Origin of the sequence: Azohydromonas sediminis, from assembly GCF_003574675.1 — a bacterium.
Taxonomy (GTDB): Bacteria; Pseudomonadota; Gammaproteobacteria; order Burkholderiales; family Burkholderiaceae_C; genus Calidifontimicrobium; species Calidifontimicrobium sediminis.
In genome coordinates, this window is sequence record NZ_QOAZ01000031.1 from 1 (window position 1) to 26,024 (window position 26,024).

16 protein-coding genes and 1 pseudogene are annotated in these 26,024 nt (G+C 69.4%); 1 reads left to right on the plus strand and 16 read right to left on the minus strand.

Annotated elements, in window-relative coordinates; genetic code table 11:
• The 16 genes and pseudogenes from DRV96_RS18850 to DRV96_RS14265 form a co-directional block, all read right to left on the minus strand.
• A pseudogene (locus DRV96_RS18850) lies at window positions 1–132 on the minus strand (IS256 family transposase); the annotation flags it as partial.
• Window positions 133–581: 449 nt separating this feature from the next.
• Window positions 582–1,262 (minus strand): hypothetical protein, encoded by a 681-nt coding sequence (locus tag DRV96_RS14200; RefSeq protein ID WP_162911067.1) that lies wholly within the window; start codon window positions 1,260–1,262, stop codon window positions 582–584.
• A 921-nt stretch (window positions 1,263–2,183) separates the two neighbouring features.
• Window positions 2,184–3,401, minus strand: coding sequence for a hypothetical protein (locus DRV96_RS14205; RefSeq protein ID WP_119292268.1), 1,218 nt, complete (start codon window positions 3,399–3,401; stop codon window positions 2,184–2,186).
• Window positions 3,388–7,086 carry an SbcC/MukB-like Walker B domain-containing protein gene (locus tag DRV96_RS14210; protein WP_119292270.1) on the minus strand — a complete coding sequence of 1,233 codons (3,699 nt, stop codon included), beginning with the start codon at window positions 7,084–7,086 and terminating at the stop codon, window positions 3,388–3,390. The genes DRV96_RS14205 and DRV96_RS14210 overlap by 14 nt, the downstream gene beginning before the upstream one ends.
• A complete protein-coding gene (locus DRV96_RS14215) occupies window positions 7,083–7,799 on the minus strand; it encodes a DUF4194 domain-containing protein (RefSeq protein WP_119292271.1) in 717 nt (238 codons plus the stop codon). Before DRV96_RS14215 ends, DRV96_RS14210 begins: the two co-directional genes overlap by 4 nt.
• Window positions 7,800–7,806: 7 nt before the next feature.
• Window positions 7,807–9,246, minus strand: a complete 1,440-nt coding sequence (locus tag DRV96_RS14220; RefSeq protein WP_119292273.1) for a Wadjet anti-phage system protein JetA family protein — start codon at window positions 9,244–9,246, stop codon at window positions 7,807–7,809.
• Entirely contained in the window at window positions 9,243–9,737 is a 495-nt protein-coding gene (locus tag DRV96_RS14225) for a PD-(D/E)XK nuclease family protein (protein ID WP_235823415.1), read from the minus strand. Before DRV96_RS14225 ends, DRV96_RS14220 begins: the two co-directional genes overlap by 4 nt.
• Window positions 9,629–10,084 carry a hypothetical protein gene (locus DRV96_RS18595; RefSeq protein ID WP_235823417.1) on the minus strand — a complete coding sequence of 152 codons (456 nt, stop codon included), beginning with the start codon at window positions 10,082–10,084 and terminating at the stop codon, window positions 9,629–9,631. Before DRV96_RS18595 ends, DRV96_RS14225 begins: the two co-directional genes overlap by 109 nt.
• Window positions 10,085–10,148: 64 nt before the next feature.
• A complete protein-coding gene (locus tag DRV96_RS14230) occupies window positions 10,149–13,493 on the minus strand; it encodes a Swt1 family HEPN domain-containing protein (RefSeq protein WP_119292278.1) in 3,345 nt (1,114 codons plus the stop codon).
• On the minus strand, window positions 13,493–13,846 hold the full coding sequence (locus DRV96_RS14235; RefSeq protein WP_119292280.1) for a HepT-like ribonuclease domain-containing protein: 354 nt from the start codon (window positions 13,844–13,846) through the stop codon (window positions 13,493–13,495). The genes DRV96_RS14230 and DRV96_RS14235 overlap by 1 nt, the downstream gene beginning before the upstream one ends.
• Entirely contained in the window at window positions 13,833–14,138 is a 306-nt protein-coding gene (locus DRV96_RS14240) for a nucleotidyltransferase family protein (RefSeq protein ID WP_119292282.1), read from the minus strand. Before DRV96_RS14240 ends, DRV96_RS14235 begins: the two co-directional genes overlap by 14 nt.
• Before the next feature lie 11 nt (window positions 14,139–14,149).
• Complete coding sequence (locus DRV96_RS14245) at window positions 14,150–14,542, minus strand: hypothetical protein (RefSeq protein WP_119292284.1); 393 nt, start codon at window positions 14,540–14,542, stop codon at window positions 14,150–14,152.
• Window positions 14,539–17,682, minus strand: a complete 3,144-nt coding sequence (locus tag DRV96_RS14250) for a DUF1156 domain-containing protein (RefSeq protein ID WP_119292287.1) — start codon at window positions 17,680–17,682, stop codon at window positions 14,539–14,541. The genes DRV96_RS14245 and DRV96_RS14250 overlap by 4 nt, the downstream gene beginning before the upstream one ends.
• A gap of 24 nt (window positions 17,683–17,706) precedes the next feature.
• On the minus strand, window positions 17,707–19,944 hold the full coding sequence (locus DRV96_RS14255; RefSeq protein WP_162911070.1) for a dynamin family protein: 2,238 nt from the start codon (window positions 19,942–19,944) through the stop codon (window positions 17,707–17,709).
• Window positions 19,945–19,981: 37 nt separating this feature from the next.
• Complete coding sequence (locus DRV96_RS14260; protein WP_119292291.1) at window positions 19,982–23,548, minus strand: helicase-related protein; 3,567 nt, start codon at window positions 23,546–23,548, stop codon at window positions 19,982–19,984.
• Window positions 23,549–23,550: 2 nt separating this feature from the next.
• Window positions 23,551–24,537: a helix-turn-helix transcriptional regulator gene (locus DRV96_RS14265; protein WP_235823411.1), complete on the minus strand. Its 987-nt coding sequence runs from the start codon at window positions 24,535–24,537 to the stop codon at window positions 23,551–23,553.
• A 308-nt stretch (window positions 24,538–24,845) separates the two neighbouring features.
• Between DRV96_RS14265 and DRV96_RS14270 the strand changes: the two genes are divergently transcribed.
• Complete coding sequence (locus tag DRV96_RS14270) at window positions 24,846–25,991, plus strand: hypothetical protein (protein ID WP_119292295.1); 1,146 nt, start codon at window positions 24,846–24,848, stop codon at window positions 25,989–25,991.
• Window positions 25,992–26,024 lie beyond the last annotated feature (33 nt).

Below are 26,024 nucleotides of genomic sequence, written 5' to 3' on the forward strand. Positions count from 1 at the left end.
CTTCTGGCCGGCGTCGATGCACAGGCCCAGGAAGGCGTGGCGAACATCGCGCAGCACGCCCTGCACGGGCAGCGAGATCTGAACCTGCGCAGCGGGCACGGCCCGCAACGACGACTTCGTGTGAGACTTCATCTCGGTGGCTCCTTCGGTTGCTTGCGAGGCAACCCGCATGCTCTCGCATGCGGGTCGAAGGAGCCGCCACCTCAGCTCACGCGTTCAACAGACTTTGGGACATCGCCCCGCAGCCTTCTCGCGACCATAGGCAGGCCGCTCACAGGATGGTCGAGTTGTAGCAGCCGAGTGAAACACGGCTTCGTGGCTTGGCAGCACGTGAACTTCGCCACCCAGTCCTCGGACACGAGTACCACCGCAGAGAAGGCGCCGTGCCAGCAGCGGTTAGGGTCATTGAGATAGCGGGCGTAGCGCCACTTCTTGCCACGGACGAGACGGAGTTCTCCAAGTTGCATGTACATAGCTCGTAACGGATTGAAGTCATGAAGTGGAAGGCGGGGCACGATCGGCGAGCCGAGCCGCGCCCACGGGGTCTTGTCTTTGGGGATGTGCCTGGCAGGCTGACCCGCTCAGTGCGCCTTACTGGCGGGTCGGACCACGGGCATCGCTGTGCATGTCACGGCGGCGGCGATTTGCGGCGGCAGCAGCGCGATGACGTTGTGCAGGTACAGCCGCGGCGTCTCTTTAGTACAGACCATGCAGAACTGCACATGCCCGACGTCGCCCTCGCTGCCGACGACAGTGGCCGCGAGCGCCTTGAGCGCGTCCCCCTCTGCAAGCCGCAGCATGAGCCGCGCGAACTTCTCGCGCGATGACCCGTCGCGCTGCGCTGCGTGGCGCAGCCCGTCCAGCTGCTGCCCGGGCTGGTATTCCAGCTTCAGAATCCAGACCCTGTCGCGGGCGAACGAGGCGGCGAGCACCATCTTCCCCGCGGCGTGCCACTTGTCGAGCGCGCTCCACACGCATGGGTCGCTTGCGTCGGCAAACCAGTAGAGCACGTTGCGTCCGACCTGGGCGTGGAAGGCCAGCACCGGCAAGCCGTCGAGGACAAGGCTTTGCCAGCCGCCGCTTCTCGGCGTGCCAGGCGAGAGGTCGACGCGGCTGGCGTCGAAATGGCCGCACAGCACGGGGAGGTCACCAACCCTTGCGGCGAGCTTGCTGCCGCAGTTGGCGTGAACGAACTCGCTCGGTGACACGAACGATGAACCATTGTCGAGATAGTGCATTTCGTTGAAGCGATGACTGGACATGAATGACTCCTTAAGACTGCAGTTGACGAAGAGAGGGTTGGTCGGTCTCGACCGCCCCTCAGCGGGCAGCCGCGCCGCACATCGAGGCTTTGAGGCCTGCGACGTCCAGGCGGCCGCTCGGGCGCCGGTCGCGACTGGTCGCGACCGGACCCGGCAACAAACGGTGTGGGGTGCGGTGCACCAGGGTGCACGCACCTATGTGCCCTGCCTCGCCTTTCGCTGCGGTGCAGACGGACTCAAGGCTCGGCGTTGCAAGCCCAATCCGGCATGGCTGGCCCTTGGGAACTTGCAGCCGATCGCGTTCTCGAGCCCGCTGTCAACGGACAGCGGCAGGCCGACCCGCAGGGGCCAGCTAGCTGAGCCGACGACTTGTCGTCGTCGAGACGTGGATACGAACCAGCCTCGCAGCGCAGGTGCCGCCATTGGGCACCGAGCGGCGGGAATGCCGCATCGAGCGTCGGGGCGGCACCGTGCGGTCGCGCCCTCTGCGTGATGCACCGGCCCCACTGGGGCCCATGCATGCCGCTCGTTCTACGAGTAACCAGCGCTCGCCTCGAATCCGTCGAGGATGTCGGCGGCGCTCAGGCTCCGAGGTCAGGTCGTCGTGGGTGCGGTCACTTGCACGCCGCGCGTGCGTGTGACGATGCGGAATTGGAAGAAGGTGCATGGCGTCTCCTTGACGCCCTCCGGCAGGCTGGGCACTGGCCGCCAACAAGAGGGACACGATCAAGTCGACGAGGTCGAAGCCAAGAGAATTTCATTCGTGCTCTTGATTGCGCTATCGATGTTGTTATTATACGAAGTTTGCCTGCAGAAAGCAAATCGACGCCAGGCCGTCAGGACTGCCGACGCGACTCTGCTCGGGCCTTATGCCACTCGGGCCACCTGAGACCGGCCGCGGCAACCGCCCGTCCGTCTGGGCTATGCCCCGAATCCCGCCTTGCTCTCGGCCTGCGTCACGTCGAACGCCTCCTGATCGACGAACTGCCCTTGCTCTCGAATCGCGGGCAGCAGCACCGTGTCGGCGTAGGTGCATCCGGTGGCGCCAGGATCCGTCTGCTGCTCCTTGGCTGCGTGCTCGGGCAGGTGCCCCCGGCCAGTGCGCAACAGACCCACGAGCGGCTCGTACCCCGCCCGCCAAGCGACAGCCCCGGGAAAGACCTCGCGCAGACTCGCGAGGATCTGCATCCCCGCGAAGTCGAGGTCGCCGAAGAAGGCGACCGGAAGCGATTCATCGGCGAAGAGCCACGCCTGCAGCGCGGCGATACCGGCCGCATTCGAATGCTGCGAGCAGCCGGCGCCGGACGTGCCCGCACGCACGTAGAGCCTGCACCCCTCGCGCAGGCGCAGCCGCCGAGCACTGCCCCTGAAGCCCGACGCATACGCCAGCACCGAACGCGACCACGCGGTGCGGCGCGCGTCGGCCATGCGTTCGAAGGTCACGAGGTTCTCGACGAAGAGCACGTCGTCGAACGCTGCAGGCACGTCGACGAGCAGCTGGATCGGCGCCGACAAGAACTGGCCCGGCGCGGCGCCCAGCAGTCGCAGCAACTCCTCGCGGCTGTCGAGCACCTTCGAGCGCCCGTGGAACACGCGCGCCGAAGCCTCGCGCAGCGGCATCGCCGCGCCCGAGCCGACCAGGTCGCGCAGCCGCGCCAGGCAGTCGACGGCCTCGTCGACCTCCAGCATCTCGAGCGACGTCAGAGGACTGCGGGCGAGGTAGTCGAGCAGCGCCCCGCCCTCGCCGTCGCGCCGCAGCTGCCAGCGCGCCGCCAGCGCATCGACGAACCGGCGCTGCCACCGTTCGGTCTTGCGCTCGTATCCCAGCCACTGCGCGAGTTCGTCGAAGCGCAGCAGCTCGAGCCGGGGATGGCGGTCCGCAAAGCCGGCGAACTCGCGCGGCCGATCGAGCAGCAGCCGCACCCATCCCGTGCGCTCGAGGTCGCGCAGCAGCAGCTCGTAGCGCCGAACGTCGTCGGGGTCGGCGTGTGCATGCAGCTCTGGCGCGACGACCGCGTCGAGCTTCAGCCGCACGCCCTCGCCGGAGGTGCCGCGCTGCGAGCGCTCGGCCTTGACGAGCAGCTGCTCGGCCACGCGCCGCACGAACGGGTGCGGCGGCGGTGGCTCAGCCGTGCTCATCGCTGCGCTGTGGCGGCTGCGCTTCGGTCGTCGTCGCCTCGCGCGCCGCGCGTGCGAGCGCCTCGTGCTCGAGCCGCGCCGCCTCGCGGGCGCGCTCGCCGTGCTCGCGCCACAGGCGGCCGAGCGCTTCACGCTTGAAGGTCTTCTCGTGCGCTTCGCTGACGAAGAGCTCGCGCCCGTCGCGCCGCGCCATCACCTTGGAGAACGTGAACTCCTTGTCGAACTCGGGCTTGACGGCCCCGGACTTGGACGTGGGCATCGCCACGATCAGCTGCAGCCCCAAGTCCTGCGACAGGAAGCGCAGCACGCTGCGCGAGCGCGATTCGTCCATCTTCGAGAACGCCTCGTCCGACAGCATCAGGCGCAGCGCGGGCGCCCCGTCGCGGTCGCGACCGAAGTGCCCGAGCGCGTGCGCGAGCACGGCCGAGCGCACGACGTAAAACGGCGTCTCGAGCTCGCCGCCTGAACCGGTACCCCAGGTCGAGAGCTTGGTCTGCCCGACGGGGCTGTGGCGCACGATGTCGTAGCGGCGGTAGTTGCGGTAGTCGGCCAGCTCGCGCAGCGCGCGCTCCGAGGCGCCCTGGTCGTTGGCCAGCAGGTACTGGCGGATCTCGCGCGCCGTCTCGCGGTGCGCGTCGGCCAGCCGCGGCGAGTCGAAGATCGAACCCTGCTCGCGCTCGAGCCCGTCGACGACGCCCTCCAGCGCCTCGAAGAACTCGTAGACCCGCTGCAGGCGCGGCACCCAGTCCCACTGCAGCTCGTAGCCGTCGGTGCCGAAGCGGATGTGGCGCAGCTGCCGGTTGAGCTTCTGCAGCGTCAGCGCTCCCTGGCGGATGTCGTCGCGCACCTTGAAGCAGAAGTTCGTCGTGAAGACGGCGTTGAAGTTCGTCTCGGCCTCGCGCAACCGCGCCAGGTTCTCCGCCAGGCCGATCGAGCGCTGCCGCCGCAGCTGCTCGCCGACGGCCGCCAGCAACGCCGTGACCGCCGGCAGCATCGCCTCGATGCGGTCGAACGAGCGCGGCGGGTCGGCCCAGACGAAGCGCTCCTGGTCGCTGCGCACCGCCGTCAGGTACGTCGAGACGTGCGTGGCGAGCTCGCGCAGCAGCGCGCCCGGGCGCTCCTGCGCAGCGGCTGCGCGGTGGCGCAGCGCATCGAGCGTGACGCCGGCGTCGTCGGCCAGCGCCTGCGCCTCGCCGACGAGCTGGGCCTCGGTCGCGAGCTCGGGCGCGCCGGCGACGAAGCGCGCCGCCCACACCGACGCGTGGCTGCGCTCGGTGCGCAGGTCCGGCAGACGCAGCTCGAGCCGCTCCTCGCGCTCGCGCAACTGGCGCAGCGCCCCGTTGACCTCGCCGACCTGCTGGTTCTCGCGGTCGACGTCGGCCTGCACCTGCGCGATCGCCTGCACGAGCCGCGCACGCTCGGCTTCCAACGCCTCGATCGACGACAGGTCGAGCGCGGCGAGCGCGCGCGCGGCGTGCGTGTGCTGCAGCTGGCTCGACAGCACCTCGCCCATCAGCGGCGCCAGCGGCGTGAACGCGGCGCCCTGGAACATGCGCGCGACGAACGCGAGCGATTGCCGCAGACCGGCGAGCGAGCCGAGCTCGGCGTCAAGGCGCCCGAGTTCGGCCTCGCACCACGCCCGCCGCCGGCGTCGCGTGGCCTCGCCGAAGGCCAGCTCCTGGTCCGGCAGCCGGCACACGAACATGCCGTAGCCGCGGCTGCCCACGCCTTCTTCCATCAGGCCCTGCGCGGTGCGCGCGAGCTCCTCCTCGCCGTCGACCTTGCGCACGCGGCCGTACTGCGCGACGAGGAACGCGCGGCCCACCGGGTGGTGGCAGACGAGTTCGTGCACGACGGCCTTCGGCTCGAGCGCGCGCCCCTCGCTGTCGGCCATCGCCTTGGTGCCCTGCACCACCTTCGGCGAGCGGCCCTGGCCGCGGAAGTGGCGCTTGACGAGCCGGGTGCAGGCGGCTTCCATCCCCGCCTCGACGACGATCGCGAAGCGGTCGCCGCCCATGTAGCCCTCGATCGCGTTCATCCACGTGCTGCCGGGCCTGGGCTCGACGAGCTGGGCGAGCGTGGCCGCGCGTGCGGCGGGCAGCTCGCGCTCCAGCAGCTCGAGCGCCTGTCGCACCGGCTGCGGCGCCGGCGCGCCGCCGGCCTGCAGCACGCGCAGCTCGGCCTCGCGTTCGGCGCGCTCCTGGCCCAGCGACGCGACCCGTGCGTCGACGCCGGACAAGGCCCGGATCACCGCGTCCGACAGACTGCCCTCGGGGCCGCGGATGCCGTGCTCGAGGCGGGCGAGGTCGGCGTCGAAGCTCTCGAGGTCGAGGGCGGGGAACTCGGTGTCGAGCTGCGCCGGCTGTAGCAGGCGCTGCACCATCGGCGTCCACGCGTCGAGCACCGCGCCGGCGGCCGGCCGCAGCGCGCCGACGGCGTCGGCGAGCGGCCGCGCCGCCTCGCCCGCCGCGGCGAAGTCGAGTGCGAGCAGCTGCCGCAGCTGGCCGACCAGCCGTTCGAGACCCTGCGCGGCCTGCTGCAGCGCCACCCAGCCGCGGCGGAACTGGGCCTCGAGCGTGCGCACCTGGTCCTCGAGTGCGGCCTTGCGCTGCGCGACGTCGCTCGCGGCGAGCCGCCCCTTGACGACGTCGAGCTGCTGTTCGAGCTGCGTCTTCGACTCGCGCAGCGTCGCGAGCCGCTCGTCGAGCTGCGCGTGGCGCCGCCGCTGCGCGGCCATCTGACGGCGCACCGACTCGAGCTCGCCCTCGGCGTCGGCCACCGCCCGCATCGCGTGCGCGATCGTCGTCACGACGAAGTGGCGCGCCTCGTCGAGCACGCGCTGCCCCGCCGCCTGCACGTTCTCCAGCCGCTCGATGTTCAGCCGCAGCCGCTCGGCCTCGGCCTTCAGCGCGCTCATCGTGCGCATCAGCTCGCGCATGCGGTCGAGATCGCGGCCGAAGTCGTGCGGGTCGAGGATCTCGTGGCGCACCAGCTCGTCGACGTTGCCGAGTTCGCGGTACGCCATCGCCTTGACGATGGACTTCGCGGCGCGGAACGCCTCGGCCTCGGCGACGGCGGCCTTGCCCATCAGCGCGCCGTACAGCCGCGTGAGGTAGCTGCTCTTGTCGTCGAAGCGCTGGACGACGTCCGCCTCGACGCGCAGCTGGTGCTGCAGCTGCACATACAGCTCCTTCAGCGGCCATGCCACCGGCTGCAGCCCCTCGCCGGTGCGCTGCAGCAGGTGCTGCAGGGCGACCGGGCGGCGCACGAGGAAGAACTGGCTGCGGTCGGCGACCGCCTTGCCGCCGTCGGCACGCGCCTCGACGCCGGCGATCGCGGTGAACGGCGGTTCGTCCTCGCTGGCGGCGGCGCTGGGCTCGAACACCGCGGCGACGTAGCTGGTGGCGCGGCTGCGCAGGAACACGCCGTCGGCCTGCTGCCCGAGCGCATAGGCCGCCAGCGTGCGCGGCTCCTTGCCGCCGCGGCGCCCCTGCGTGGACTCCTCCTGCCCGGCGTTGAACTGCACCACGTGGTGGTGCGCCGCGGTCAGCAGCGTCTGGATCGCGTCGAGCAGCGTCGACTTGCCCGAACCCGACTCGCCGGTGAGCAGCACCGTGTCGGCCAGGGCCCACTCGCGGTCCTCGAGCGAGCCCCAGTGCCACGTGATCAGGCGCGCGATCTTCAAGGCGGCGCCCCCGAGCCTGCCTCGCCCTGGGCCGACGGGGCCTTGCCATGGGCCGCCGAGGCGCGGCGTGCCGCCACCTGCTCGGCCACGGCGAGCGAATCGGCCAGCGCCTCGTCGCTGACGTAGCTCATCACCGGCCGCAGCACGTTGAGCAGCATCTCCATGCCGCCCGCCCCCTCGCCGTCGTGGAAGCGGATGAGCCGGTGCTTGCGCAGCTCGCGCAGCAGCGCGAGCCGGTCGCCGACGGTGGCCGGCAAGGTGTGCGCGAGCAGCGACACCACGGTCTGCGACAGCTCCTCGAGGCTGATCGTGAGCACCTCGTCGACCAGCTCGCGCTTGCCGGTGAGGGCCTCGGTGTAGAGGAAGCGCAGCGCGACGGCGGCGGCGACGAAGTCGCGCGACAGCCGCGCGCGCAGCCGCCGCACGCCTTCCTCGTCGCCATCGCCGGCGTCGCCGGGCGGGTACAGGCGCATCGTCGTCGCGTCGGGGTCGTGCGTGAGCACGAAGCCCAGCGCCGCGAACGTCTCGCGCAGCAGCTGCTCGCACTGCGCGGCGTCGTCGTAGGCGTCGGCCTCGGGGCGCGAGAAGCCGCGCCAGATCACGCCGCTGGCCAGCAGCCTCCCGGCCAGCTGCGTGAACCTCTCGAGCGAGACGTTGCCCGCGCCCTCCGTCTTCAGACGCTCCTCGAGGAACTGCTGGACCGACTGCAGCACGGCCGTCCTATGGCGACGCCGGGGCTTTGGCGGCCGAGCGGTCGACTTCGAGCTCGTAGTCGTCGGCGACGAACCAGTCGGTCTCGAAGGTCGCCAGCCGGCGCCGCGCCGCGAGCCAGCGCCGGCCCTCCTGCGACCGCGCCGCGCCCACCGCGTGCAGCACGCGCAGCGCCCCGAGGGCGTCGTGCACCGGCAGCTGCGACAGCGCCAGGCGCCCGTCGCGCATCTGCGCGAGCAGCCCCGCCAGCACCTCCTCGTCGCTGAGCGCGAAGGCCTCGGCCTCGGCACGGCGCATCGCCGCCTCCAGCCGGCTCGCCTCGTCGTAGACGAGCGGCGCCAGCGGCGCGTGCTCCGCCTCGCGCTCGCGCACCGTCCAGCGCACGCCCGCACCCACCAGCCGCACCTCCGCGGTCGCGAGCCGTCCGGCCAGCGCGTCGAGCAGGTCGGCGCGCTGCTCGTCGGGCCGTTCCTTCAGCCAGCCCATCGTGCGCCCGAGCGGCGACTCGGCGCCGTAGTCCAGCGACAGCGCCTGGCGCAGCAGGCTGGTGAAGCGGCGCACGTAATTGCTCATCTCCGAGCGCAGCATCGGCAGCTTCAGGCTGCACGCGGCCTCGACCATGCCCTCGATGCGGTCGGCCAGCCACAGCGTCGGGCTGCGACTGCCGCACTCGCCCTCGAGCCACGCGGCGCGCTGCAGTAGGTTGGCGTCGGCGGCGGCGCGCGCAGTTGCGTCGAGTGCGCGCACGAGTTCGAGCTGCTCGACGATCTGGCCGCGGTGGCGCTCGGCCGAGTCGGCCACCAGGCGCACTGCGTACTCGCGCGCGAAGCGCTTCTCGATGAAATCGTTGAACTCGCTCCACGCCACCTTCTGCTCGAGCGCCTCGCGCGTGAGGCTGCCGATGAGCGCGCGGAAGTATTCGATGTCGTCCTGCAGGTCCTGCACGACGCGGCTGGCGAAGTCGTAGGCGTCGAGCAGCTCGTCGACGTCTTGGCTCGCCAGGAACGCGGCCAGCGCCTTCTTCGCCGAGCGCATGTTGCGCTGGCGGGTGCGCGAGCGCGAGTTGTCGAGGTCCGACAGCGCCTGCGCGATCTGCTTGCCCGCGCGCGTCATCTTGAGCGTGGGCTTGAGGTCGATCGGGTCCTTGTAGTCCTCGATCCAGCCGTGCTCCTTGAGCTTGCGCAGCAGCTCCGACGCGTAGTCGCGCTCGTCCTCGGCGGTGGCCGTTCGCCCGGCCCCGAGCGCCGAGGCGCGGTAGCGCGGGTCCGCGAGCACCTGCTGGATCACGACCAGCACCAGCTCGCGGGTGAGCGCCTGCGAGTAGTCGGCGTTCGGGCCGTGCACGCGGTCGTGCAGGCTGCGCAGCACCGCAGCGCAGCACTCCCGGTCGCCGTGCGTCAGCGGGCGGAAGAAGTGCTCCTGGCGGCCGGTGAAGAAGACGGTGCTCATCGGGGTTCGATTCTGAGGGCGGCGCCGGCCACGGGCAGCACGAGCCACATCGCCTCGACCGGCAGGCCGCTTGCCGCCTGCAGCGCCTCCCGGTATGCGGCGAGCTGCCCACCGTAGGCTTGCGCGAGGCTGTCCCACTGCGACGAGCCGACCGGCGCCGACTTGTGGTCGATCAGCACCCAGCCCGTCGCGGTGCGCAGCACGAGGTCGGCGCGCCCAACGAGGTACTGGCCCTCCTGAGTGACCTGCTGCACGGGCAGCTCCACCATCGCCTGCGCGCCGGGCCAGCGTTGCGCGACCCAGCTTCGAACCGCCTCGAGCTGGCCGTGCAGCGATTGCGCGTCAATGCCTTCGGCGACGCCCATGCGCTCTAGGATCGCACTCACCTCATCGGGCTCGAGCGGCCGATCGGGCATCGCCAGGTGCGCCGCGATGCACGCGTGAATCGCGTCGCCGAGCCGCCCGCGGTCGACCTCGGCGGCGGTGTCGATGCGCTTGCCGAGCGCGACGCGTCGATCCACTGCGGCAGTTCGCGTTGTACGTCGGATAGGCAGATGCGTGCGACCGCATGATTGAGATCACTGACGACATTGCCGTAGCTGTCACATGTCACCAACCGGATCGGCCGCCGAAGCCGCTGCGGAGTGCGCTTGTCGGGCGCCACTGCATCTCGATCATACGGCTCGACGTACAGCGTCTTCAGCGCCGGATCGCTCTTTCTGGTCGGCAGCCGGAAGTAGGCACGCAGGATCGATATCTCGCCGGGATCGAACTGTCGATCCGCTTTCGTCTGTCCAGTGCAGGATGGCCGCGTGCTCTTGCTTTTCGAGTTGCCCATACCTATTCCAAATGACTCAATCGCCACAAGGAACGGAAGACGCTAACCGGCGCTGCGCTGCGTCTCACTCCCGTTCGAACCCCTGCGCATCGAACTTCAGCGTCCGTGCGTTCTCGGTCACGATGCGCACCACGTTCTCGGGCACGCCGTTCGGAATCTCCGCCTCGATCTCGAGCGTCACGCGAACCCGCGCGCCGACGAGCCCCTCCAGATGCGCGATCACCTCGCTGGCGATCTGACCCGCGTCACGCCCAACGCGCTCCGGGTCCAGCGTCACGGACCCATAGAAGCGCTTCGGTCGCGCCGGTGACGCGGGTGAACTCGCACCTCCGCCCGGTGCTCCGCCAGTCTGTGGAGCCGTCCCGCCGCCGCTTCCGGCCCCGGCGCCGGCGGACGGGGTGGGCGCCCCAGGAGCCGGTGCTTCGCGATCGAGCTGCAGGCGCGCCACGGCCGGCTTCACCAACAGCCCCGCGTCGTCGGGCTTCAGCGCCAGATCGATGCTGCACTGCAAGCCGCGGTAGCGCTGCGCCTCGGCGTCGTAGCCTTCGGCGTAGGCGAAGGTGTCCTGCTCCCACGTCAATAGCGCGAGGCCGGCACGTGCTGCGTCGCTCAGCACCGAGGGCTTCGCGAGGCGCGGCAAATACAGGTAGCTGGCAAAGTCCTGCACCAGCTGCGCGATGGCCACATGGTTGCCGCGCCACAACGGCACCTGGTCCATCGCCATGCGCAGCCGCGTACCACCCAGCGTGGTGAACAACAGGTCCTCACTGCGCAGCTTCTTGGCCGCACGCACCGGCAAAGCGTCGGTGCCGCCGAGCTTCAGTGCCTCCCACGTCACGGATGACTGCGGGGTGGTCTGCTCGGGCACCAGAAGCCACTGGTACGTCTCCGGCAGGCGCGCCTGCACCGTCGTCGTGGCGGTGCGCAGCTGCGTCTCGGCCTGCCTGGCCTGATGCGGCGTGAGGTTGAGCTCGTCCTTCTGCGCCACGATCGAAGACCACGCCAGGTAGTCACGCACGGCGCCTTCGAGGTCCTGCAACCGCGTGGCGTCCGGCGCGGCAAACACGAGCGTGTTGCGGTACAGGCGCGGCGCGTTGCCGCGCGACTCGAGCAACGCCTTGGCCGCCGCCTCGGCGGCGTTGGCTGCCGACTTACTGTAGGCGTGCTCGGGCCCCAACACCACGAGGCGCGTTTCGAGCTCATCGGCCACGTCGGCGCCGGAGGCGGGCATCACCACCACGCGCTCGAACTCGCCGCGCTGCGCCACGTCGCTGCGCAGCCGCTGCTCGATCTCGTGCGCCACCTTGTCCGGCTCACGCAGCAGCTGGTTGGCCCGGTCGCGCGCCAGTTTGGCCACCGTCGGCTGGGTGCTGTACCAGTAACGCGCGCCGTCCTGGTACAGGTAGGTGGCCGCCGCGGCCAGCCGGCGCATCGCATCGCCGAACACCGGCACCGGCTCGCCGGGCATCGCGCTGCCGAGCTTGACGCGCCGGTCGTCCAGGCCCATGTTGGCCGCGCCTTCCAGCGGCGCCGAGCCCAGGTAGATCGTGCGCGCCACGCGCCGCGTTGCCGAGAGCTTGCCCAGGTTGGGCACGTCGGCGTCGATGCGCAGCGGCAGCGATGCCGGCCCATCGACGTCGCTCTCGATGATCGGCTTCCAGCTGTCCGAGAGATAGCGCGTCAGCTCGTCGCGCACACGCGCATCGTCGATCGGCAGCGTGGCCGGCATGATCAGCGGGTTGCGGTCGCCGCGTTCCCACAGGCAGTGGATCACGGCCGCCATCAGCCGCAGCACGCCGCGCGTGCGCTGGAACTTGGGCAGCGAGCCCCAGTCGCGGTACAGACGGTCGAACACCTCGGGGTGAATCGGGTACGCCGCCCGCAGCCGCTTTTCGTAGTCGGCGTCGGCGCACTCGGCCGGAAACTCGGCGCGCTGCGCCAGATACAGCTCGTGGAAAGCGCGCGCCACCACGTCGCGCTGCTTGAAGTGCTCGGGGTCGGTCATCGGCTCGAAGAGCCGCCGGCGCACGATCTCGAAGCCCTCCTCCGCCGTCGCCGGCGTCCACGGCGCGTCGAGCCGCCCGATCACGTTGCGCAGCCGCAGCAGCGCCGCGCGCCCGCGCTCGCCGCCCACCTCCTCGTCGTCGCCCACCGAGTGCGGCGAAGTGCCCGTGTCCGACGCCGGCAGCGACACCACCAGCAGGCAGTTCCTCGCGAGCTTGGCCGACTCGGTGAGCGCCTGCGCGAAGCTGAACTGCGTCTCGAAGTCGCCGGCCGGCAGGTCCTTGTGGTCGTGCAGCTGGCGCGCGTACGCCACCCACTCGTCGATGAGCACGATGCAGGGCCCGTACGCATTGAACAGCTCGCGCAGAGCGTCGCCGGGGCTCGTGGCGCGGGCATCGTCCTCGGCGATGCGGGCGAAGGCCTGCGCGCCGCCCAACTGCCACGCCAGCTCGCCCCAGAGAGTACGCACCACCGTGCCGTCGGGCTTGCGCGCCGGGTTGCCCGGCGAGATCTTGTTGCCCACCAGCACCACGCGCCGCGCGCTCGGCAACGCGGTGATGCCGGCGGCGGCCATCAGCTCGTCCACCCCCAGCAGCTGCGCGGGTTCGATGCCCGAGAACAGGTGGTACAGCGCCAGCATCGAGTGCGTCTTGCCGCCGCCGAAGTTGGTCTGCAACTGCACCACGGGGTCGCCGTTGCCGTGCGCAATGCGCCGCAACGCACCGGTCAGCAGTCGCCGCAGGCTCTCGGTGAGGTAAGTGCGGCGGAAGAACTCCGCCGGCTTGCGGTACTCGTCGGCGCCCTCGCCGAGGTGCACCTGCCACAGGTCGGCCGCGAACTCGGCGCTCTGGTAATGGCCGCCAGCCACGTCGCGGTGCGGCGTGATCAGCTCGCGCCACGGCTTCAGCGACGCACTCGCGGCGCTCTCCAGCGGCAGGCTCGCCGTCTTGCGCCGCTCGCCGCGCACCTGCTCGTCGGCCACCAGGCGGCGCAATTCGAGCTTCATGCGCCGCACGTCCTCGGCCTCGGCAGCCGAGACGGCGTTCAGCAGCCGCTCCATCGAGTCCAGCGCGCGGTCGGCGTCGTCACTCGAAAACGGCTGCTGGTGCGCCCACTTGTTTCGCCAGTCGCGGATCTCCGAGACGAGGCTGCGGTGCGCGAAGCTGAGCGGGCGCCGGAACACGTCGTTCCAGGTCTCCCACATCAGCTTCATCAGCGCCGAGACGTCGTACTGGCCAATCGACTTGTCGGCCAGCGCCGGGTCCTCGAGGAAGCCGCGCACAGCCTGCGGCGACAGGCTGCCCGCCTGCACCGCCGCCTTGACCTCGCGCTCGACGTAGGGCGCGAGCCCGCTGCGCAAGAACTCCAGCGCCTTGCCGACGCGTTCGTGGTTGGTGATGGCCATCAGCCCGCGCCTTCTTCCGGTTTTTCGATGAACGGTTGGAGTTGCTTCAGCAGTTCCGGGAGATCGCGTATCACGACCATCCAAAGCTGATCGACGTCGACGTCGAAGTAGGCATGCACGAGACGGTTGCGCATGCCGACGATGGCCGCCCAGGCGACCTTCTCCAGGCCCTGCCGCGCCTCGGCCGACACCTTGGATGCCGCCTCGCCGACGATCTCGACCGCCCGTGTCAGCGCGAGGCGCAGCATCGCGTCGCGGTCCAGTTCCGCGCGCTCGCGGCCGCGCGCGAACTCCATCGCGAGCGCAGCAGCATCTGCCATGTGGCGCAGTCGAATCAGATCATCCGGCGACATACATCGGCTGCGCGGTGCGCAGCACCTCGTCGCGAAAGTACCGGCTCAATTCGGGTGCGGTGCGCAGGTCGACCTTCCTGCCGCCCATCAGCGCGGACAGCTCGTTCTCGATGCTCGCCATGTCGAGCAGACTGATCCGGGCATCCGGTTCGAACTCGACCAGCAGGTCGAAGTCGCTATCGGGTCGTGCCGTGCCCTTGAGTCGCGAGCCGAACAGCGACAGCTTGCGGATGCGGTGCCGCCGGCACAACTCGGCAAGCTTGTCCGGATCGATCGGTAAGCGGGTTTCCATGACTTGGCCCTTTAAACCGTGGACATCCTTGGCTTCAGACCCCGCGAGGCCGACGCGCCCGTCGAACCGGTCGGCTCCTCATGCGTCCGGTGCGGGTCCGCAAGTTCGCGGCAACGCCTGGGGGCACCAGACCCGGGCACGGCCGAACCGCAACGACGCCGTGGCGCCTGCGCGCAGCGTCGAAGATCGAGGAACGTGCCCAGCTCGACCAGGCCGCGTCCATCGCCCAGGTCGAGCGCCAGCTCGCGGTCGGGCGAATCGGCAGCCTGCTTCAACAGCACCAGTTGCAGCACGCTGGTGTTGCCCGAGCCGTTGGTGCCGAACAGCCCCGTCAGCCGCCCGAGCCGCAGGGGGCCGGAGTCCTGCCACGGCTTGAACCCGCGCAGCGACAGTTCTTCGATCATCGGAACAGCTCCTCGGTCACCGCGGCCGCACGCGGCTGCGTGCCGGCCTGCTCGCTGGCCAGCCGCACGATTTCCGGCCAGCTTTGCACCAGCGCGTTGTAGTGCAGCGCCTCGACTGCGCGCTTCCTGCGCTCGCACAGCTGGTACAGCCGGTAGGCCAGCTCGCGCGCCACTTCGGCGTCGGCGCCGAGCTTGGCGGCGAGCCGGGCGGCGCCCGCTTCGCCACCCGAGCCGAGCGCGCGCACGAGGTGATGCACCGCTTCCCAGGCGCTGCGGCGCGCATCGGTGGCCGGGTCCCAGTCGGCGGGAAGCTCCTCGGGCTCGAGCAGCCGCACCTTGCCGCGCTTCGATTCGAGGATGCCAGCCTCGACCAGGCCGGCCACGCTGGTGTTCTTGGACTTGGACAGCGTCTCGGCCACGCCGTACTCGCCCGCCTCGAAGCCGTGCTGCTCGAACCAGGCGAGCGCCCAGCGGCTGTCGGCGTCGAAGTCGCCCTCCTGCTCGGCGAGCGCTTCGTCGAGAATCCGGTTGATGAGGGCGAGCGCCTCGCGCACGGAAAGCAGCCTGCCCTCGGCGTCGAGCACTTTGGAATAGCGCGTGAAGACCGCCATGCCCGGGCCGATCGCCGCCTGCGCGAGGTCCACCGGCGCGATGTTGCCGCGCTGCAGATTCGCCAGCGCCTGCGGCAACTCGGCCTTGAGCGCGGCGACGAACTCGCGGCGCGTGGCGGTGGGCGCGTCGGCGGCGCGCTTGCGGCAGACGAGGACGATGCTCGAGGCGAGGGCGGCAACGTTCTTCTTCAGGTTGCCTGTGTACTCCGTACGCATCGGCCAGGTGCCGCTGATGGCGAAACCGGCGCGAATCACGGCGTCGAGAAAGGTCTCCCAGCCGGTGGAGGTGGCGGTTAGCGGATAGGACTTAGGACTTAGATCGATGCCGTCGCTAGGTCCTACGTCCTGTGTCCTAGCTGCTGACTCCTGCTGCTTGAAGGCGTAGTAGATGGTGACTGGGAACGCCGGATGCGCCTGTTCGGCGAGTCGGTGCAGCGCCCGCGTCATGCCGTCGAGAAAGAACCTCTCGGCCTTCTCCTTGCTGCCGTGGCGGTAGGGGGTGGCGACCAGCTCCTCGGCCTTGGGCACGGCGAGCGTGGCGAAGAGGTCGGGGAAGACCGGGCGCAGCGAGCGGCGCAGCCAGACGTAGAAGAAGTCGGAGAGATCGGCGTAGCCGATGTTGTCGTAGTAAGGCGGGTCGGTGGAGACGAGTTTGTTTGCTGTGGTTGATTGCGCCGTAGCATCAGCTTGAAAAGCTGACCCACAGGCTCCGACGCCAAGTACTTCAAGCATCTTGGCTGCTTGCTCGACGCCGAGCAAAATGTTCCCGGACGAACCGCTGATCGGATTGGCCTCGGCAAAGTCCCAGACCATAGGGAGCGCTTGCCGACCAAATGTCGATACGACTCCGTAGCGCGTCTGATGCCAGGCACAGAGAGACGACCAATAGTTAGCACCCTTGTCCACTGCAAACGCCAAATACACCCCCACCGCCTCGGCGTAGGCTTGGGCGCCGGTGCCGCCTCGGGATAGCGGTTTAGCATCTAGGACATAGGACTTAGCGGGGCTGTCGCTGCGATGCCCTATGTCCTGAGTCCTAACCGCTAACCCCCTAAACGCTATTTCCGCGTCGCGCCGCACCCGCTCGATGGCCTCGCCCACCAGGTCGGAAAACGTCGTCAGCGCCACGAGCTGGCGGGGGGTGAAGAGGTCGGCGAACGTCATCAGACCGTAGTTCGGCGTTTTGAAGTCGCGCGGGTTCACGGGCAGCGCGACGTCCGGCTTCCACTCCGGCTTCGCCTGCTGCGCCGCCGCCTCGTGCTCCGGCGTCGGTGCGAGATAGACGCGCCCGCGATCGCCCTCGGCCACAATAGCCATCAGGCGCGCGCCCATCCGACCGGCCTGGCCCTCAGCGCGGATGTAGTCATACGTGATCGGTGTACCCGACATTAGGCACTTGAAGGCCGCGCGCTTGCCTGCCGAGGTCCCGTTCTTCGCCGCCTCCGCGTCCTTCGGCTTGCCCACCTTCACCGTGAAGCGGTAGCCGCTGCCCTCAATGATCGGCTCGACGTAGGCCTCCTTGCCGGCCTTGGTCGAGAGCATGAAGGTCGAGGCGAGCGGCACCTCCACGTGCGCAAAGGCCGGGTTGGGGCTCTTGACCGTGCGCGCCCACAGCCAGGCGATCACGGTGAGCTTCTGGCCCACCAGCGGCTTGAGGTCGGGCCGCTCGGCCGCCATCTCGGCGGTGATCTCGATCTTGGGGTAGAGGTGGCCGATGCGCCGCTCGGCCTCGTCGCGCATCCACTGGCCGTAGTAGCGCACGTCCTCGGCCAGGCCCTGCGCGCCGCGCCACTCGCGGGCGATGAGCGACTTCTCCTTGCGCGACTCGGGGTTCACCGGCGGCCTGCCCGGGAACCGGGGCGGGATCTCGATCATGGCCTTGTTGATCAGCACCGCCACCGGGTTGAGGTCGCTGGCGTGGCTCTCCAGCCCCAGCCGCTGCGCTTCCAGCGGCAGCGCGCCGCCGCCGGCGAAGGGGTCGTGAAAGCCGGGTAGCGTGTGCCGGTCGAACAGCTCCTTGGCCCGCGGGTGGCCGGCGTGCTCGGCGCAGGCGCGGCGCCAGCTCTGCCAGATCTCGTCGCGCGCGGCTTGCAGGACCGTCTCGTTGGTGGTGTTCTCCCACTGCACCAGCCGGCGCAGGATGTCGAACAGCCGCTCGCGCTCGAGGTCGGCCGCGCAGCCGGCCAGCGTCGGCGGCTCGCCAGGAGCGTGCACCGAGGTGTCGCCGGCGGCCTGCGCGGCCTGCCAGGCATCGTGCCGCCGCTGCCATACGGCCTGCCGGTCCTTCAGCTCGCGCTCGGCACGGCGCCTGAGCGCGGGGTCGGACAGCAGCGTATCGACGTAGGCGGAGGGGTCGTCGACCATCTGCGCAAAGATCACCGCCCGCGCCGCCGCCAGCGGCCGCCGCGCCCACCACAGGTGCAGCGTGCTCGGGTGGCCGTGGCGGATGCTCTTCTCGCGCGCGCTGGCGGCGTTGATCGCGTCCAGCGGGAGGGCGACTTCGATAAGTTTCTTGCGGGTGACGGTCATGAATGCAAATTGGGTTTGGCGCGCTCAAGTCGCCACGGGACCGGGCATGTCGCTGAGCAGCGAGCGCATCTCCACCGGCACACGGGCCTCGTCGATGTCCAGGTTGATGTTCTGCGCCACGAGCCGGGCCTGCTCCACGCAAACACGCCCGAGTGACTCGAAGAGCGCCTGAACGATGGATTCCATCTCGATCAGGCGGTCGCCCAGATCGTGATGGATGGCGTTGAAGATCGGCTGCGCCGCTGACCTCGCGGCAGGCTGCAGGCGGTCCAGCATCCGGGCCTTCATCCCCGGACCATTCTCACCCGAAGCTTGCTCGTAAGCCGGCACCATGTGCATCTGGGCCGTGTGCACCATGCCGTTCGCGGCCTTTCGCCGAATCTCGGACACGCGCTCGAAGATCTTCATCTCGCATTGCTGCCGCTCAAAAGCCATGCGGCCGCGCAAGGTCTGCAATTGGTGGTCGAACAGCGCGTGCGAGGTGCCGCCGATGTCTTGCGACAACTGCCGGCCACGCTCGACGAAGTCGTCCACCCGATCTTCAAGGCGCCGTCCCAGCAGGTCGCGCGCCGCGCCAAGCTCGCTGGTGAAGTAGGCTTCCCAGGCCACGGGCAGCTGGTTCAGCAGCGGGTCGACGAGTTCCTCGTTCAGGTCGTACATGCGACCGCTCGAGGGGCTCTTGAACACCCCTTCCCGGCTCACGATGGCCCGCAGCGTGGCCCAGTGAATCTGCTGCCAACCCGCCGTGGCACGCTCGACTCCGTGAATGCTCGCCTTGAGCATCTGATCCACGCGCCCGAGGAAGGTCTTGCGCTTCTGGTCAAGTTCGGCGCGAGCGTCGCTCACGACCTTCGTGACGTTGTCTTCGAGCCTGCGAACTTCTTCTTCGAGCGTCGCCTTGGCACGGGCGACTGCAGGGTTCCCTGCCGCCGCCCGCGCACGAAAAAAGCTCGCGATCTCGGCCTGGAGGTTCTGGATGCGCTGCAGCGCAGTGCGGCCGGTGAGCCCCGCGCCGACTTCGTCGGCAATCTGGCGCAGCGACCGGATTACCCCCGGTATCCCAGTGTCTTCCACCTCGCTCAAGCCGAAGTGCTGAGTGGAACGGACGATGCCGGTGATGTTGTTGAAGGCACGCGCGCTGACAGCGTGTATCGGTGCCTCTTGCGCCAGCTTGCGCATCCGTTCGAGTGTCGGCCCACGGTCGGCGCTGCTCGCCAGGTTGTCGACCATCTGCACCAATGCCGGCCGCGTCGTTTCGACGAAGTGGCGTCTGTATGCACGCACGAGGTAGGCCTGCGTATCGTGCTCGGCATCCACACCGAGGTCCTCGGCGACGTCCCAATCGACGTCGTCGGCATGCGTGCCGATCACCTGCAGCGAGTTGAATGAGCCGCTGAGGACCAAGGTGCGCAATACCTTCTCGCGTTCGAGAATCTCCGAGCCGTCTTTCGTGATGCCGCGCTTCATCGAGAACACGAGCCAGACGAACGGCGTGCTGCGGATGAACTCACGCGTGACATCGACACGCGCGTCGTTCAGATCGTTGGTTCCGGGCAGATCGGCGAGCTCGACACCGCCGCGCAGCGCCTCGAAGGGCCCGGTGATCGTGACCTGCTTGACCAGGGGCCACACGGAGCTTTCAGCGCGCACAACGGAGCGCAGGTACTCGACCATCGATTTCGGGTCCGCGAAGCTCCGGGCAACTCGCGACGACCCTTCGAAGATGGCGGCAACGTCTGGCGTGACGGGCAGATCATGCAGGTTCGGAAGCTCGGTAGCCGAATCGAGTTTGATCCCGTGCACGGCCTCGATGCGCTTGCGAAGGTTGTTGAGAATGCTCTTCGCTTCACCATCAGGCTCATCCTCACCGCGCGCCATCGCCTTCAGGAAGCGATCGACCTCGGCAGCCCATTCCTGCAGCGATTCGTATTCGATCTCGACGCAGTAACCCCCATCGGAAGCGTGCCGCACCAGGGTGACGAATGACGTGATGGACTGAGCCACACCGACCTGGAGCAGCTGGATGCCCAGCAATGAGTTCAGCAGCGTCGATTTGCCCGCGCCGGTGGTCCCGACCAGAGCGATACGCACGACTTGCGGACGCGCGAGCGAGTCCCGTATGTCATCCAGCTCGCGTTGCCAGCGCTTCCACTCGTCGGGGTGGCCGGCGCTCGCCACAGGCTCAACTCTGTCCGCAAACCACTGTTCCGTGCGCCGTAGCGCCGACCGAGCTTTCTCAATCGGGTCGTCTTTCTCCAGCAATGCCCTCTCCCCTTCGTCGGTCAGATGACTTTGCACCTCATGCGGGTGGCTGTGCTCGCTGCAGCAGCTCGGCAAAGTCGTAATTGACGCTGGTCACCCCAAAGTCGGGCTCGCGCCGAAACGGCTCGCGCAGGTAGTGCACGCGGTGGCCGCCATCGGTCGTGAACTCCACCAGCGCGAGGATGAACTGCCCAGGCTGGTTGAGCGAGTACAGGATCTCGTTCTTCGTCACGGTGACCGTGTCGGCATCTTCGACGCGGCCTTTGACCTCCAGGAACCGCAGCTGGCTGCTGCGGGGATCCTTGCTCTCGATGTCGTAGCCGAGTTTCTCGGCTTCGCGGTCGACGGGGTGGTAGCCGAGCCGGCGCTCGGTTTCCATCACGATGTCGCGTGCCCGAGCCGCCACGAGTTGACGGTCGATGGCAGGCGACCGGGCCATGTCCCGCCCCTGCATGGCCGCCAGCAATCCGGCGGGCACGACCACGACACCACCCATCACGACCGGCGGCACGGCAGTGATGTGCGCCTCCAGGTCGAGCTGCCGCAGGCGCCCCTGGAGGCGGGCTTGCAGCTCGTCGGCACGGCGCCGGGCCTCCTGCGAGTTGAGGCGGGCGTTGGGCTTGCCGGCCGATTCCTGCTGCTGCAGCTGCTGCGCCCGGTGGTCCCAGTACGCGATCTCCTTGGTCAGCCTGTCCTTGACGGCCGCACGCGTCTTCTCGATCCACGCCAGGCGTTGGCCGCGCACTTCACGCAGGTGCTCGGGGACGACCTCGGCGATGGCGTGGGTCAGCGCCTGGTGCTCGAGTTCGGGCCGGATCCAGATGCACTCGGGGCGACCGAGGAGCGCCTCGACGCCGGGCTCGTCGCTGCGCAGCGGGCGGTAGTCGAGGTACGGGGCGTAGTGCAGGTGGCGCACCTGGCCGTGCTCGCCGAGCTCCACGTAGAGCATGCGGCGCGAGACCGTACGGCGATCGCCGGAGGTCGTCGGCGTGGCGTCGTGGATGCTGTGCTCAAGATAGAACAGCACGCGCGGCGAAGTGCCGGCGTCGCGCTCGTCGACGAGCACGGTGCCGCGCTTGAGCAGCTCGCGATGGCGCTCGAGCGTGAGGTCGATGACCGCGTCGAGAAGAGGATGACCGGGGCAGACGAAGGCGGCCAGCGGCTGGCCGAGGGGCGCAACCAGTTCCTTCTCGAACACGATGCGCTCGTAGCGGGGCAGCACGGGCTCGACGAGGCCGATCAGCCGGTCGCGCTGGCGCACCGGCGCCGGCACGTGCGTGACTTCGTATCGCCGCGGCTCGCGCTGCCGCGCGGCGCCGCCCAGCTGCCGGAATGCCTCGAGGAAGAACGACTCGATGTAGTGCGGCTGCAGGCGGCGCGCCTCGGCGCGCTGCATGTCGTCGCGGATCTCGGCCAGGCGCGAGGCGTCCATCACGGTGTGCGCCAGCGCGCGCTCCTCGATGAGCTCGCGCAGCTGCTGGCGGTCGACGGCCCCGTCGATGGCTCGGGTGAGGCGCGCCTTGACCTCGGGCTGTTCACCGTAGCGGATCGCCTCGACGAGCAGTTCGCGCAGCGGGCGGCCGTCGAAGACGAGCTTGCCCAGCACGTCGAACACCTGGCCGCCAAGGGCCTGGCGGGCGAGCTCGAGCTTCTCGAGCAGCCGCAGATAGACCTCGCCCTCGCGGGTCTTGTCGGCGACGAGGTTCCAGAGGTGGCAGACCTCGGTCTGGCCGATGCGGTGGATGCGGCCGAAGCGCTGCTCGATGCGGTTCGGGTTCCACGGCAGGTCGTAGTTGACCATCAGGTGCGCGCGCTGCAGGTTGATGCCCTCGCCGGCCGCGTCGGTGGCCACGAGCACTTTGACCTGGGGGTCGTGCTTGAAGGCCTCTTGCGCCTTGAGCCGCTCCTCGCGGCCCATGCCGCCGTGGATGATCTGCACCGCTTCGGGCCGACCCAGGCGCGCGGTGATCTTGCGCTGCAGGTAGTTGAGCGTGTCGCGGTGCTCGGTGAACACCACCAGCTTCTGCGAAGGCGACGGCACCGGCCGTGGTGCCGGCTGGTCGCCATAGGTGGCCTCCGGTTCGGCAGCCTGCAAGGCTGGCGCACCGCCGAAGATCTCATCGAGCAGGCTCGCCAGCTCGAACCACTTCTTGTCGGTGCCACTGGCGCGCACCTTGGCCGCCAGTGCCTCCAGGTGTGCCAGCATGCCGATCTCGGTCTTGAGCTCGGCCATCGTGCGTGCGGCGGTGGCCTGGTCGAGAACTTCCTCCTCGGCCGTTTCAACCTCGTCGTCGGGAGCGTCCTCCAGGTCGTCGATGTCGTCGGCGTCGAGCGTGGGGCCCTGGAAGTCGATTGCGAGCGCACCGTTGCGCTGCAGCATCTCCAGCTCGCGCAGGCGCTTCTCGAGGCGCTCACGACGGCGCTTGAGAGACTGGTAGATCGCCTCGGGCGACGAAGCGAGCCGGCGCTGCAGGATCGTGAGCGCGAAGCCCACCGTGCCGGCGCGCTTGTCGTTTTGCAGCGCTTCGGCACGGTTGAACTCCTCGCGGACGTAGCTCGTGACCTCGCTGTACAGCTGCTGCTCGGCGGGGGTGAGGTCGTACGGCACGGTGTGCGCCACGCGCTCGGGAAAGAGCGGTGTGCCGTCGAACTTGACGAGGCTTTCCTTGACCATGCGGCGCATCAGGTCGGTGACGTCGACCTGGTGCACACCGTCGCGGAAACGGCCTTCGAAGCGGTCGCTGTCCAGCAGCGCGAGGAAGAGTTGGAAGTCCTCGTCCTTGCCGTTGTGGGGAGTGGCCGTCATCAGCAGGAGGTGGCGCGTGCGCGCGCCCAGGAGCTGCGCCAGGCGGTAGCGCTTCGTGTACTTGATCTCGCCGCCGAAGAAAGTGGCCGAGAGCTTGTGCGCCTCGTCGAAAACCACGAGATCCCAGCCCGCCTCGGGTGACTGGAGCTTGGCCTGCACGTCTTCGTTGCGCGAGAGCTTGTCCAGCCGTGCGATGACCAATGGCGTCTCGGTGAACCAGTTGCCGGTGCGCGCGGCCTCGAGCTTGTCGTTGGTGAGTATCTCGAATGGCAGCTGAAACCGGCGCCAGAGTTCGTCTTGCCACTGCTCGGCGAGGCTGCCAGGACAGACGACCAGGCAGCGCTGCAGGTCACCGCGGGCGAGCAGCTCTTTGATGAGCAAGCCGGCCATGATCGTCTTGCCGGCGCCAGGGTCATCTGCGAGCAGGAAGCGCAAAGGCTGCCGCGGCAGCATCGCCTCGTAGACGGCGGTAATCTGGTGCGGCAGCGGCTCGACCAGCGAGGTGTGCACGGCCAGCAGGGGGTCGAACAGATGCGCAAGCCGGATGCGGTGGGCCTCGGAGACGAGGCGGAACAGGTGCCCGTCGCCGTCGAAGCTCCAAGGCCTGCCCTGGGCGACGACTTCCAGCCGCGGCTCGTCGTGGCGATAGAGCAGCTCGTTACCCAGACGGCCCTCGGCCGTCTTGTAGGTCAGTTCGAGCCCTTCAGAGCCGAACCACTGCGCGCTCACCACGGTGACGACGCCGCTAGGCAAGATGCCGCGCACGGAGGCGCCGGGGGTGAGGTGTTCGAGCTTCATGCTCAGTGCCTCGCAGAAATGGAAGATCGCAACGGCGGCGAGTTGGTCGACGGCACGTAGCGCGCAGAAGCGCTCGCCAGCGCCGCGCGAACCTGGTCGACCAGGGTCTCGGGCTCGACGACGCGAACCTGGTCACCGTGGCGCAGGATGTCCATGGCCAGCTCCGTCGCGTCGGCGTAGGGGACCTGTATCTCGTAGCGCCCGTCGTCCAGCCAACGCCCCCGCTGCCGCGGATGCCACTCCTCGCGGCTTACCCACTGCGCGGCCTGCGGCTCGAAAACCAGCTTGGCCCACTGCGTCTTCGCACCGGCGTAGATGCCGTACCCACCATCCATTTCCGCCTCGACCTGCTTGAGCGGTACATCCTTTGCACGAGATTCCAGCAGGGAGGCGTCCTCGATGGCATCGAGCGCGAAGCGCCGCAAACCTTCCGAGCGGTGACACCACGCGTCCATGTACCAGGTGTTGCGGTAGTGCACGAGCCGCTGCGGTGACACCTCGCGCTGGCCGACCTCGCCGCGGCCGCGGCTGAAGTAGCGCATCGCCACCCGCCGCCGTTTGACCAGCGCCTCGCCGATCAGCTCGAAGAACTTCGACGGCACCGGGCGGCGCGCCGGGCTGATGATCTTGACCCGCTTGACGATCGCCTTGGCCTCGGCGTCCGTCGTGCCGAGCATCTGGTGCACGCGCTCCAGCAGCGGCTGCAGGTGACGGCTGAGCGTGCCCTGCCCGTCGAGCTCGCTCAGCAGCTGGTGCGTCATCAGCAGGCTGTAGAGCTCGCGCTCGCTGAACCACAGGCCCGGCAACTCGTGCTTGCGCCCGCGGAACTCGGCGCCGAACTTGTAGCCGTTGAGGAACCGGTCGTACTCGATCGGCGCGTCGAGCTGGTCGCGCAGGTACTCGAGGTCGCGCTTGAGCGTCGCGGGCGAGACCTCGAGCTCGTCGAGCAGCTCGCGGAAGCTCACGTGCCCCCTGGCCTTGATCAGCATCTCGATGCGGTAGACGCGCGCGGTCTTGGTCATGGAAGGCTGCCGGTTCGGTGGCTCAGCGGGCGAGCCACCCGACTGTACGTGCCGGTGCCGAACGTGCGCAATCCGATCAGCGTCGCGTGTGTGCAACGCTGCCCGGGGAGGCGCCCCTGCGGCGCCCGCGCACCGAACGGCGGCGGCAGCCGCGGCGCGCCGCCCGGGTTTGCCCGGATGGAAGCGCGCCAGGTGGCTCACGCCCTGAGCCATTGGGGATGCACGCTGGCGGTCACGATGGGCGCGGTGCCCGTCGAACGCGCAGGAGAACCCCCATGTCCGACGCCCACACCCTCGCCCGCAGCACCCTCGTGCTCGACACCCCCTCCCCGGCCGACCGCACCGCCTTCGAGATCGGCTGGGACCACGCGCACTACCGCCTCGTGCCGCCGGCGGACCACCTGCACGAGGGCCACCCGATGCGCCAGGGCTGGGAGGCCGGGCAGGCCGTCTTCGGCGCGCGCACGCTGCGCGCCACCCCGCATGTGCGCAAGTGGCTGCAGCTGCGCCTGAACGCGTGGCTGCGCGGCAAGGCGTTCGATACGGTGGCCGTCACGCCGCACTTCCTGAAAGCGATCGACGTGCCGGTGTGCCCGATCACCGGCGAGGCGCTCACCCACGGCACCGGGCTGCCGAGCGACGCTTCGGTGGACCGGGTGAACAACGACGCTGGCTACGCCGCGGGCAACCTCGCCGTGATGAGCGTGCGCGCCAACCGCGCGAAGTCGCTCTACGACTGGCGCGACGCGGCCTGCTTCGCACGCCAGATCGAGGCGGGGCGGCTCGGCACGATCGACGGGCTGAGCGCCGGGCAGTGGGCGCGCCTGGCGTCGCTGATGAGCCTGTGCACGCCGCTCACGCACGCCGAGGCCGCCAGCCTGCCGCTGCTGGTGCTGCCGCCGCCGCGGCTGCGCGTGCTCAACCCGGTGCAGGCGCTGCAGGTCGTGCTCACGCTGCGCTTCTGCTACCCGGGTCGGCTGCCGCGCGTGGACCAGGTGGTGGCGCTGTTCCCCGAAGGCGTGCGGCTGGCGCTGCACAACCTGCTGACCACCCTGCTCGCCCGCCGCATCGCCGCCGGCCCCGCGGCCGACGCCGCCGCGCTGCGCCGGGCGATGGAGGCAGCCTGGGCGCGGCCGCTGGTGCTGCGCCGCTGGCAGCGCGTGGCGCTGCGGCTGACGCCCGCGCAGTGCGAGCGCATCGTCGAGCTCGCCGTGCAGCGGCGCCTGGCAGGCAGCGAACTGCGCTGCCTGAGCTTCGAGGTAGCCACCGACGGCTGGGCGCTGGAGACGAATGGGCGGGCGGCCGCAGACTCGCCCGAGCCGATGCGGCAGCAGCTGCCCGCGCCCGCGGCGGTGCACGAGGTGACCGCTTTGCCGCCGACACCGGCCCGCACCGAGCTGCCCCGCTGGCTCGCTCGTTGAGCCAGTCGCCTGCGATCCTCGAGTGCCCCCCCG

Bases quoted from the DNA above. Each gene is read 5' to 3' on its own strand.
- DRV96_RS14220 (WP_119292273.1), bottom strand. From the start codon at position 9,246: ATGAGCACCGTCTTCTTCACCGGCCGCCAGGAGCACTTCTTCCGCCCG.
- DRV96_RS14265 (WP_235823411.1), bottom strand. From the start codon at position 24,537: ATGCTGATCAAGGCCAGGGGGCACGTGAGCTTCCGCGAGCTGCTCGAC.
- DRV96_RS18595 (WP_235823417.1), bottom strand. From the start codon at position 10,084: ATGGGCAACTCGAAAAGCAAGAGCACGCGGCCATCCTGCACTGGACAG.
- DRV96_RS14260 (WP_119292291.1), bottom strand. From the start codon at position 23,548: ATGAAGCTCGAACACCTCACCCCCGGCGCCTCCGTGCGCGGCATCTTG.
- DRV96_RS14270 (WP_119292295.1), top strand. From the start codon at position 24,846: ATGTCCGACGCCCACACCCTCGCCCGCAGCACCCTCGTGCTCGACACC.
- DRV96_RS14230 (WP_119292278.1), bottom strand. From the start codon at position 13,493: ATGGCCATCACCAACCACGAACGCGTCGGCAAGGCGCTGGAGTTCTTG.
- DRV96_RS14250 (WP_119292287.1), bottom strand. From the start codon at position 17,682: ATGACCGTCACCCGCAAGAAACTTATCGAAGTCGCCCTCCCGCTGGAC.
- DRV96_RS14200 (WP_162911067.1), bottom strand. From the start codon at position 1,262: ATGTCCAGTCATCGCTTCAACGAAATGCACTATCTCGACAATGGTTCA.
- DRV96_RS14205 (WP_119292268.1), bottom strand. From the start codon at position 3,401: ATGAGCACGGCTGAGCCACCGCCGCCGCACCCGTTCGTGCGGCGCGTG.
- DRV96_RS14245 (WP_119292284.1), bottom strand. From the start codon at position 14,542: ATGATCGAAGAACTGTCGCTGCGCGGGTTCAAGCCGTGGCAGGACTCC.
- DRV96_RS14235 (WP_119292280.1), bottom strand. From the start codon at position 13,846: ATGTCGCCGGATGATCTGATTCGACTGCGCCACATGGCAGATGCTGCT.
- DRV96_RS14240 (WP_119292282.1), bottom strand. From the start codon at position 14,138: ATGGAAACCCGCTTACCGATCGATCCGGACAAGCTTGCCGAGTTGTGC.